General features: G+C 77.5%; 3 protein-coding genes. All 3 read left to right on the plus strand.

Going from position 1 to position 2,964, the window contains the following annotated elements; genetic code table 11:
- Positions 1-176 precede the first annotated feature (176 nt).
- Positions 177-1,457, plus strand: coding sequence for a glycosyltransferase (locus MXD58_RS24115; RefSeq protein ID WP_248840702.1), 1,281 nt, complete (start codon positions 177-179; stop codon positions 1,455-1,457).
- A 10-nt stretch (positions 1,458-1,467) separates the two neighbouring features.
- The gene (locus MXD58_RS24120) at positions 1,468-2,292 is read left to right on the plus strand and encodes an SGNH/GDSL hydrolase family protein (RefSeq protein ID WP_248840703.1); all 825 of its coding nucleotides are present in this window, start codon (positions 1,468-1,470) and stop codon (positions 2,290-2,292) included.
- A gap of 28 nt (positions 2,293-2,320) precedes the next feature.
- Positions 2,321-2,964 (plus strand): Rv1486c family protein (locus MXD58_RS24125; RefSeq protein WP_250609985.1); only part of this gene is annotated, 644 nt, incomplete at its 3' end.

Consider the following 2,964-nt stretch of genomic DNA (forward strand, 5'->3'; position numbering starts at 1 on the left):
GCCTTCCCCGGCCCGCACGGGTGGCCACGCGCCCGGTACGCGCCGCGCGGCCACCACCCGGCGCCCCTCTCTCTCCCGGCCCTACCGGCCGGGGCCGCAACCGGTCGCGCGAGGGACACGCACGCACCGACACCGCTCCACGGGGACGCGGTCAACCGAGACGGCAGGTGCCCAGCATGAAGATCGTGCAGGCGGCGAACTTCGTCGCACCGAACTCCGGCGGCATCCGGACGACGTTGGGCCACCTCGCGGCGGGCTACGCGGGGGCCGGGCACGAGGTCGTCCAGATCGTGCCCGGGGACCGCGACGGCGAGGAGCAGACGCCGCACGCCCGCGTGCTGCGGGTGCGCGCACCGCGCCTCGCCGGCACCGGCTACCGGATCATCACCCAGCCGTGGCGTGTCGCGGCCCTGCTCGACCAGGAGCGGCCCGATCGTCTGGAGGTCCACGACCGGGCGACGCTGGCGCCGCTGGGCCGGTGGGCGCGCCGGCGCGGGGTGCCCTCGCTCGTCGTCAGCCACGAACGCCTCGACCGGCTCCTCGGCACCTGGACGCCCCCGTCGCTGCGCGGCGTCCTGCCGGTCACCGCGGCGGCCGACCGGGCCAACGCGGCCCTGGCCGGTTCCTTCGGCACGGTGGTGACCACGACGGCGTGGGCCGGGGCCGAGTTCGTCCGGATCGCCGCGCCGAACCTGCGCCACATCCCCCTCGGTGTCGAGCTCGACGGGTTCCACCCGGACTGCCGTGACCGCACGCTGCGGCGGGCCTTCGCCCGCGACCGGGAGGCGCTGCTGGTCGTCACCAGCCGGCTGTCCCCGGAGAAGCGGGTCGATCTTGCCGTCGACGCCGTCGCCGAGCTGGTCCGCCGCCGCGTGCCGGTGCGCCTGGTCATCGCCGGCGACGGGGCGGCCCGCGGGCGGCTCGAACGGCGCGCTGCCGGCCTGCCGGTGACCTTCCTCGGTTTCGTCGCCGACCGCCACCGCCTCGCCGAGCTGCTGGCGAGCGCCGACGTCGCGTTCGCCCCCGGCCCGGTGGAGACGTTCGGGCTCGCCGCCCTGGAGACACTGGCCAGCGGGACGCCGGTCGTCGCGCACCACGCCAGCGCGCTGGCCGAGCTGATGGTGCCCGGCGTGGGCCTGGTGGCCGCCGGCAGCGGCTTCACGTTCGCCGACGCCGCCCTGGAGCTCCTCGACGTCACACCGGCCGAACGGGCCGCCCGCCGCGGGGCCGCCCGCGCCCGCGCCGAGGGCTTCACCTGGTCCGCCACCGTCGACGGCTTCCTCGCCTGCCACACCGACACCCACCGTGCAACGGAGACCAGGCCCACCAGCACCAGCGACGCCGGCTTCGACACCGACCTCCCCGTGGCCCACCCGGGCCGGGTCCGGATCGGCGACGGGCGGACGGTGACCGGCGGCGGGCCGGGCGCCCTTCCCCCGGCGCCCCTGGCCGCCTGAGGCGGTCGACGTGGCCGCCGCAGGCCCGCCGCGGTTCGTCGCGCTGGGCGACAGCATCACCGTCGGGCTCGGCGACGGGGTGACGATGGGCCGGGAGCGTCGCCACGGCGCGCCGGCCCGCGGCTTCGCCGCCCGCCTCGCCGAACGGCTCGGGCCGCCCGGCGCCGTCGAGTACACCAACCTCGCCACCACCGGGGCGACCGCGCAGGCTGTGCGGACCCGCCAGCTACCCGTCGCGCTCGCCCTCGCCCCGCAGGTCGCCACCGTCGTCGCCGGCATGAACGACGTGCTGAAACCGTCCTTCGACCCGCTACGGCTGCGCCAGGACCTGGTGTGGACGGTGGGCCGGCTGCGGGCACAGGGAGCGACGGTGGTGACCGCGACCATGCCCGACCCGGGCCGGCTGCTGCGGCTGCCGGGGCCGCTGGCGGGGCTGCTCAGCGACCGGGTGGGGCGGCTCAACGCCGCCGTGCACGCCACGGCGCGCGCCGACCCCGGCGTACTCGTCGTCGACCTCGCCCGCCATCCCGCCGTACGCCGCCGCTCGACCTTCGACGTCGACCGGGTGCACCCGGGGCCGTACGGGCACGAGCTCATCGCGCAGGCGTTCGCGCTGCGCCTCGCCGCGGCCGGGGTACCACCTGTCAGCCCCCCGGCCTGGGCCCCGCGCCCGGACCCACCCGAAAGCGAGATCCCGGCACCGGGGACGCTGCGGCACGGGTACTGGCTGCTCAGTGTCGGGCTGCCATGGCTGGCCGGGCGGTGTCTGCCGAAGGGCGATCCCGGCCCGTCCGGGGCGGAAAACTGGACCCGGAGTCCGCCCAGGCGCGCGTGAGGCCGCCGCGATTGCCTACCCTAGGCGTGTGCTTCCCGCCCTGTCAGCCTCGCCCCGGTCCGGCGTCCTCACCGGCTGGGGCAACGCGTGGCTCGCCGGGCTCGTCGGGCTCGACGACGTGATCACGCAGGTGCACCACGCGCTCGGCGGCGTCCCCGCGCCGCACACCCTCGGCGACGAGCCACTCGTCCTCGGCCTCGGCGCGCTGCGCGCGGCGGGGGCGGAGCGGCTGCGGCTGGTGCTGCCCATCCCGGGCGACGCCGCCGGCCTGCCCGGGCCGCCGGAGGTCAACCGGGACGCGATCACGGCGGGCGAGGCTGTCATCGTCGTCGGGCCGGTGCCGCCGTTGGCGCTCGTCCCCGGGGTGGTGGTGCACGGCCCGTCGGTGGAGGGCCGGTTGGAATCGGTGCACTGGCGGGTGCTGTCGGCGGGCCGGGTGCCGCCGCCGGGCGTGGGGCTGCGCGCGGCCGAGCATGAGCTCAGCGACGCCATCCGGACGACGACGGCCGACCTGGTGAACCTCGACATCGCCAGTGCCCGCCCCGAGGTGATGGCACTGCTGCGCGACCGTGGCGAGGCCGAGCCCGGGCCGGGCCTGGGCCCCGGTCATCCGCCGGGCGCGCACGCGTTGCTGGCCCGGGCGGAACGGCTCTCCGCGCTGCTGGACCTCGC

Source organism: Frankia sp. AgKG'84/4 (genome assembly GCF_023242965.2).
GTDB lineage: Bacteria > Actinomycetota > Actinomycetes > Frankiales > Frankiaceae > Frankia.

Excerpts from the sequence above, each read along its gene's own strand:
- MXD58_RS24115 (WP_248840702.1), top strand. The coding sequence starts at position 177 with ATGAAGATCGTGCAGGCGGCGAACTTCGTCGCACCGAACTCCGGCGGC.